This window comes from Halomonas sp. 707D4, from assembly GCF_024158685.1.
Taxonomy (GTDB): Bacteria; Pseudomonadota; Gammaproteobacteria; order Pseudomonadales; family Halomonadaceae; genus Vreelandella.
The window spans coordinates 1-6,029 of sequence record NZ_JAMZBD010000175.1; the positions used below are offsets into that span (position 1 = coordinate 1).

Consider the following 6,029-nt stretch of genomic DNA (forward strand, 5'->3'; position numbering starts at 1 on the left):
CGAGCATGACCAAGGCGGGCTACCCGAAGCCGTTTTCCGCCACCTTGATCGCCGCGTCCGCCTCCACCGCCATTCTCATTCCGCCGTCGGTGGCATTGATCCTCTACTCCATCGTGGTGCCCGGGGTGGATCTTCGCGCGCTGTTCGCCGCCGGGCTCTTTCCCGGCATCCTGGCCGGGCTTTCGCTGCTGGTGCCGGCGATGCTTTTGGCCCGGCGCTACGGCTGGGAGGGCGGCGCGCCGGTGGAGGATACCGAGCGGCCGAGCGTGGGCGTGGCGTTCAAGCAGGCGCTGCCGGCGCTGTTCGCCCCGGTCCTGATCCTCGGCGGGCTGCGCTCGGGGCTGTTCACACCGACCGAGGCGGCGGTGGTGGCGGTGGCCTACGGCACGCTGGTCGGCCTGTTCCTGACCCGGGAGCTTTCGCTACGCGATCTCTGGGCGCTGCTGGGCGAGGCGGCGATCATTTCCGGCGTGGTGATGCTGATCATTGCGCTTGCCGGCGTGTTCGCCTGGGCAGGTACCATGCTCGGTACCTTCCGCCATCTGGCACAGTGGATGATCGGGCTCACCGACAACGGCGCGCTGCTACTGGTACTGGTGATGCTGGCGGTGTTGATCGCCGGCATGCTGCTTGATGCGGTCTCGATCTACCTGATCCTGATGCCGATCCTGATTCCGGTGATGCAGCACTTCGAATGGAACCCGGTATGGTTCGGCATCCTGCTGGCCATGAACATCGCCATCGGCCAGTTCACCCCACCGGTGGCGGTGAATTTGATGGTGACCACGGAAGTGGCCAAGATTCGCCTCGAGCATACCCTGGGCTGGGCGCTGGTGTTCGTGCTCGCCATGGCTTGCGCGATGGCGCTGGTGGCGCTGTTTCCGAGTATCGCGCTGTGGCTGCCCGGCGTGCTCGGCTACAACGTTTAAAGGCGCCGGGCGGCTAAACGCTCGCCGGTGAAAATAGCCTCTATAGTGAACGAGACGATGGAGATACGCTCGGGGGCAAGCGCCGCCCATGCGCTGGCGGGTGGCATTACGCATACTTCGCCAAGCGGCGTTTTTTTCGCTAAAGTAACATCCTTCGCCCTAGCCGGCGGAGTTAATAGACGAGTTAACAGACTGTCTTGTAACGTTTTGGACATCATCACCCAGGGGATCGATACAACGGGTGGTTCAAAGCGCATAACGCTCACAAATGATAACGAGGTGTGTCCATGAAACGCCATGTATTCTCCACCGCTGCCGTCTCCGGCGCGCTGATCGCCGCGGCGAGCTTCGCCGCTCCGGCCGTGGCCCAGGAACGCTACATCACCATCGGCACCGGCGGTCAGACCGGTGTCTACTACGTGGTCGGCCAATCGGTCTGCCGCATGGTCAACCGCGGCAGCGAAGAGCACAACATCCGCTGCAACGCGCCGTCCACCGGTGGTTCCGTGGCCAACGTCAACGGCATGAAGAGCGGCGACCTGGACATGGGCGTGGTGCAGTCCGACGTCCAGTACCGTGCCTACAACGGTGAAGGCAACTTCGAGGGCGAGGGCCCGTGGGAAGAGATGCGCTCGGTCTTCACCATGCACGGCGAGCCGCTGACCGTCGTCGCCCGCGCCGATGCCGGCATCGAGAACATCAGCGACTTCCCGGGCAAGCGCATCAACATCGGCAACCCCGGTTCCGGTCAGCGCAATACCATGGACGTCGTCATGGACGCCTTCGGCTGGGACGAGAGCACCTTCGCGCTGGCGTCCCAGCTCGACGCCGCCGAACAGGCCTCGGCGCTCTCCGACAACAACATCGACGCCATGGTCTACGTGGTCGGCCACCCCAACGGCTCCATCCAGGAAGCCACCACCACCATCGACGCCAAGCTGGTCTCGGTCACCGGTGACGAGATCGATGGCCTGATCGAAGAGTATCCGTACTACACCCGCTCCGTGATCCCGGGCGGTCTGTATCGCGGCAACGACGAAGACGTCGAGACCTTCGGTGTGGCGGCGACCTTCGTGTCGTCCACCAACGTCGACGAAGAGGTCATCTACGAAACCGTCAAGGCGGTGTTCGAGAACTTCGACCGCTTCAAGCGTCTGCACCCGGCGTTCGAGAACCTGAACGAGGAAGACATGATCGCCGACGGTCTGACCGCGCCGCTGCACGCCGGTGCCGAACGCTACTACCGTGAGCGTGGCTGGATCGAGTAAGCGGACAACCAGCGCCAAGGTGACAACCCTGGCGTTATAGAGTAAAACGCGAAGCGCGGGCGCCCTGGGTGTCCGCGCTTTCGTTGAATGTACTGGTAACCATAACTGGCAAGCGGTGGTAGCACGTACCGCTCGCCGGCGCCGACCTCAAAGGGCTAGCGTATGCAAGACGAGAAGAAGACCCCGGCCGCGGAGGCCGACCTGGAGGACATGGTCGCCTCCAGCGATACCGGCGCGAGAAAACCTCTGGGGGCGCCCGGGAAGCTACTGGTGAGTATCGCCGCTGCCTGGTCGCTGTTTCAGCTCTGGATCGCCTCGCCGCTGCCTTATCTGGTGGGCTTTGGCGTGTTCAGCGCCACGGAAGCGCGCTCGATCCACCTGGCGTTCGCGCTGTTTCTGGCCTTCATGGCCTACCCGGCATTCAAGCGCTCCCCCCGTGATCGTATCCCGCTACAGGACTGGCTCTTTGCCGCCGTGGCAGCCTTCTGCGGCGCCTATCTCTTCGTGTTCTATGACGATCTCGCCGGACGCTCCGGGCGCCCCATCACCCAGGACATCGTGGTCGCGATAGTCGGTATCGTCATGCTGCTGGAGGCGACCCGGCGGGCGCTGGGGCCGCCCTTGATGGTGATCGCCGCCATCTTCATCGCCTATTCCCTGTTCGGGCCCTACATGCCCGGCATTCTCGCTCACCGCGGCGTGAGCCTCGGCGGGTTGATCAACCACCAGTGGCTCGGCACCCAAGGGGTGTTCGGTATCGCGCTGGGGGTCTCCACGAGCTTCGTGTTCCTGTTCGTGCTGTTCGGCGCGCTGCTGGACAAGGCCGGGGCGGGCAACTACTTCATCAAGGTGGCGTTCTCGATGCTCGGCCACCTGAAGGGCGGGCCTGCCAAGGCCGCCGTGGTGGCCTCGGGGCTGACCGGGCTGATTTCCGGCTCGTCCATCGCCAATACCGTGACTACCGGTACCTTCACCATTCCGATGATGAAGCGTGTGGGCTTCAGCGCCGAAAAAGCCGGCGCCGTGGAGGTCTCCTCCTCGGTCAACGGCCAGATCATGCCGCCGGTCATGGGCGCCGCGGCCTTTCTGATGGTCGAGTACGTGGGCATTCCCTACGTCGAAGTCATCAAGCACGCCTTTCTGCCCGCGCTGATCTCCTATATCGCGCTGCTCTACATCGTGCACCTCGAAGCGCTCAAGGCCGGCATGCAAGGGCTGCCCTCGAGCAACCCGCCACGGCCGCTTCTGAACAAGGTGATCGGTTTCCTGACCGGGCTGCTGCTCATCATGGGGCTGTCCGTGGCGGTCTACTATGGCCTTGGCTGGCTCAAGCCGGTGCTCGGCGAGTCGGCCCCCTGGATCATTTCCCTCGGCCTGGCCGTCATCTACGTGGGGCTTTTGAAAGTCAGCGCCCGCTATCCGGAACTCGAGATCGACGATCCCCGCTCCAAGGTGGTGACCCTGCCGCAAACCCGCCCGACGGTCATGGTGGGGCTGCACTACATCCTGCCGGTGGTCGTGCTGGTGTGGTGCTTGATGGTCGAGCGGCTGTCGCCGGGGCTGTCCGCGTTCTGGGCCACGGTGTTCATGATCTTCGTCATGCTGACCCAGCGCCCGATCATCGCCTACTTTCGAGGCCGTAGCCGCCTGGCCGACGACGTCAAGGAAGGCATCATGGACCTGTGGGACGGCCTGGTGACCGGCGCGCGCAACATGATCGGCATCGGCATCGCCACGGCCACGGCGGGCATCGTGGTCGGCGCGGTCTCCCAGACCGGCGTCGGCCTGGTGCTGGCGGACGTGGTCGAGATCCTCTCCGGCGGCAACCTGATGGTCATCCTGCTGCTCACCGCCGTGCTCAGCCTGATCCTCGGCATGGGGCTTCCCACCACCGCCAACTACATCGTCGTCTCCGCGCTGATGGCGCCGGTGATCGTGATGCTCGGCCAGCAGAACGGCCTGATCGTGCCGCTGATCGCGGTGCACCTGTTCGTGTTCTACTTCGGCATCATGGCCGACGTGACGCCACCGGTGGGCCTGGCCTCCTTCGCCGCGGCGGCGGTCTCCGGGGGCGATCCGATCCGCACCGGCTTCCAGGCGTTCTACTACAGCCTGCGCACCGCCGCACTGCCGTTTCTGTTCATCTTCAACACGGATCTTCTGCTGATCGACGTCACCTTCGTCCAGGGAGTGGTGATCTTCATCGTGGCCACCATCGCCATGCTGATCTTCGCCGCCGGCACCCAAGGGTACTTCCTGACCCGCAACCGCTGGTACGAGTCGATCCTGCTGCTGCTGGTCGCCTTCACGCTGTTCCGCCCGGGTTTCTGGATGGATCGTCTCCACGACCCCTACGATTCCGTGCCGCCGGCGCAGTTCGCCGAGGCTCTGGGTCAGGTCGACGAAGGCAGCAACCTGCGTATCCAGATCGCCGGTGAAGACGCCTTCGGTTCGCCCATGACCACCTACCTGCTGGTGCCGGTACCCGAGGGGGAGACCGGTGAAGAGCGCATGCAGAACCTGGGGCTCGAGCTCTACACCGACGGCGACCAGACGCTGGTCGATTTCGTCGAGTTCGGTAGCCCTGCTGCGGAGCTGGGACTCGACTTCGACCAGGAGATCGTCGAGGTACTCGCCCCGGTGGATCGCTGGACGAAGGAGTGGATGTGGCTGCCGGCGCTTGGGCTTTTCGCACTGGTGGTGTTGATGCAGCGTAGCCGCCGTCGCAAGGAAGAGGCGACCACGGCCCAGGCCTGAGGAGAGTGCGCATGTACCAGAAGATTCTGCTGCCCGTGGATCTCAATGAAGAGAGTTCCTGGAAGAAGGCGCTGCCGGTGGCGACGACGCTGTGCCAGACCTTCGGCGCCTCGCTTCATCTGGTCAGCGTGCTGCCGGAGTTCACGATGCCGATGGTCGGCGCCTACTTTCCGAAGGACTTCTCGGAAAAGGCCCACCTGGCCATGAAGCAGGCGTTGATCGATTTCACCGAGGCTCAGGTGCCCGACGGCATCCAGGCCCAGAACGTGATCGTCGACGGCTCGCCCTGGGAGGCGATCATCAAGGTCGGCAAGAAGCTCGATGCCGACCTGATCGTGATGGCCTCGCATACCAAGCGCAAGTTCGCCGACTACGTGCTCGGCCCCAACGCCGAGCACGTGGTGCATCATGCCAAGGTATCGGTGATGATCGTGCGCTAGCGCGCCGGTCTACCCTCAAAGGCGGCTTCGGCCGCCTTTTTTCGTGCCTGCTCGAGCGATTTCGACGTTTGGCTAATGTCGCTTGCACGCCGGGTGACCAACACTGGATGAGCGGTTCACAACAAGACACTCTCCAGGAGGCTCATCATGATCTATGCAAATCCCGGTGAAGCGAACGCCGTGGTCACCTTCGAAAAACGCTACGGCAACTACATTGGCGGCGAGTTCGTGGCCCCGGTGAAGGGGCAGTACTTCGACAACCTGAGTCCGGTGAACGGCCAGGTATTCTGCGAAGTGGCACGCTCCACCGACGAGGACCTGGAGAAGGCCCTGGACGCCGCGCACCAGGCGGCCCCCGCCTGGGGCAAGACCTCCGCCGCCGAGCGCAGCAACCTCCTGCTCAAGATCGCCGATCGCATCGAGCAGAACCTGGAGCTTCTGGCGGTCGCGGAAACCTGGGACAACGGCAAGGCGGTACGCGAGACGCTCAACGCCGATATTCCGCTGGCCGTTGATCACTTTCGCTACTTCGCCGGATGCATCCGCGCCCAGGAAGGCAGCGTCGCGGACATCGACGCCAACACCGTGGCCTATCACTTCCACGAGCCGCTCGGCGTGGTGGGGCAGATCATTCC

At 63.8% G+C, this 6,029-nt stretch carries 6 protein-coding genes; 5 read left to right on the top strand and 1 reads right to left on the bottom strand.

The window, feature by feature from the left end; genetic code table 11:
• Nucleotides 1-929: TRAP transporter large permease (locus BIS11_RS09125; protein WP_253585951.1), on the top strand; the 929-nt coding region annotated here is incomplete at its 5' end.
• Here the strand turns inward: BIS11_RS09125 and BIS11_RS09130 are convergent.
• The gene (locus BIS11_RS09130; protein ID WP_253419604.1) at nucleotides 926-1,228 is read right to left on the bottom strand and encodes a hypothetical protein; all 303 of its coding nucleotides are present in this window, start codon (nucleotides 1,226-1,228) and stop codon (nucleotides 926-928) included. The genes BIS11_RS09125 and BIS11_RS09130 overlap by 4 nt on opposite strands.
• Between BIS11_RS09130 and BIS11_RS09135 the strand changes: the two genes are divergently transcribed.
• The 4 genes from BIS11_RS09135 to BIS11_RS09150 form a co-directional block, all read left to right on the top strand.
• Nucleotides 1,217-2,197 carry a TAXI family TRAP transporter solute-binding subunit gene (locus BIS11_RS09135; RefSeq protein WP_253419607.1) on the top strand — a complete coding sequence of 327 codons (981 nt, stop codon included), beginning with the start codon at nucleotides 1,217-1,219 and terminating at the stop codon, nucleotides 2,195-2,197. The genes BIS11_RS09130 and BIS11_RS09135 overlap by 12 nt on opposite strands.
• A 162-nt stretch (nucleotides 2,198-2,359) precedes the next feature.
• Complete coding sequence (locus BIS11_RS09140) at nucleotides 2,360-4,954, top strand: TRAP transporter permease (protein WP_253419610.1); 2,595 nt, start codon at nucleotides 2,360-2,362, stop codon at nucleotides 4,952-4,954.
• 11 nt (nucleotides 4,955-4,965) lie between these two features.
• Nucleotides 4,966-5,394 carry a universal stress protein gene (locus BIS11_RS09145; protein WP_253419613.1) on the top strand — a complete coding sequence of 143 codons (429 nt, stop codon included), beginning with the start codon at nucleotides 4,966-4,968 and terminating at the stop codon, nucleotides 5,392-5,394.
• A 147-nt stretch (nucleotides 5,395-5,541) separates the two neighbouring features.
• On the top strand, nucleotides 5,542-6,029 hold a 488-nt coding region (locus BIS11_RS09150), incomplete at its 3' end, for an aldehyde dehydrogenase family protein (RefSeq protein ID WP_253585952.1).

Bases quoted from the DNA above. Each gene is read 5' to 3' on its own strand.
- BIS11_RS09140 (WP_253419610.1), top strand. From the start codon at position 2,360: ATGCAAGACGAGAAGAAGACCCCGGCCGCGGAGGCCGACCTGGAGGAC.
- BIS11_RS09145 (WP_253419613.1), top strand. From the start codon at position 4,966: ATGTACCAGAAGATTCTGCTGCCCGTGGATCTCAATGAAGAGAGTTCC.
- BIS11_RS09130 (WP_253419604.1), bottom strand. From the start codon at position 1,228: ATGGCGTTTCATGGACACACCTCGTTATCATTTGTGAGCGTTATGCGC.
- BIS11_RS09135 (WP_253419607.1), top strand. From the start codon at position 1,217: ATGAAACGCCATGTATTCTCCACCGCTGCCGTCTCCGGCGCGCTGATC.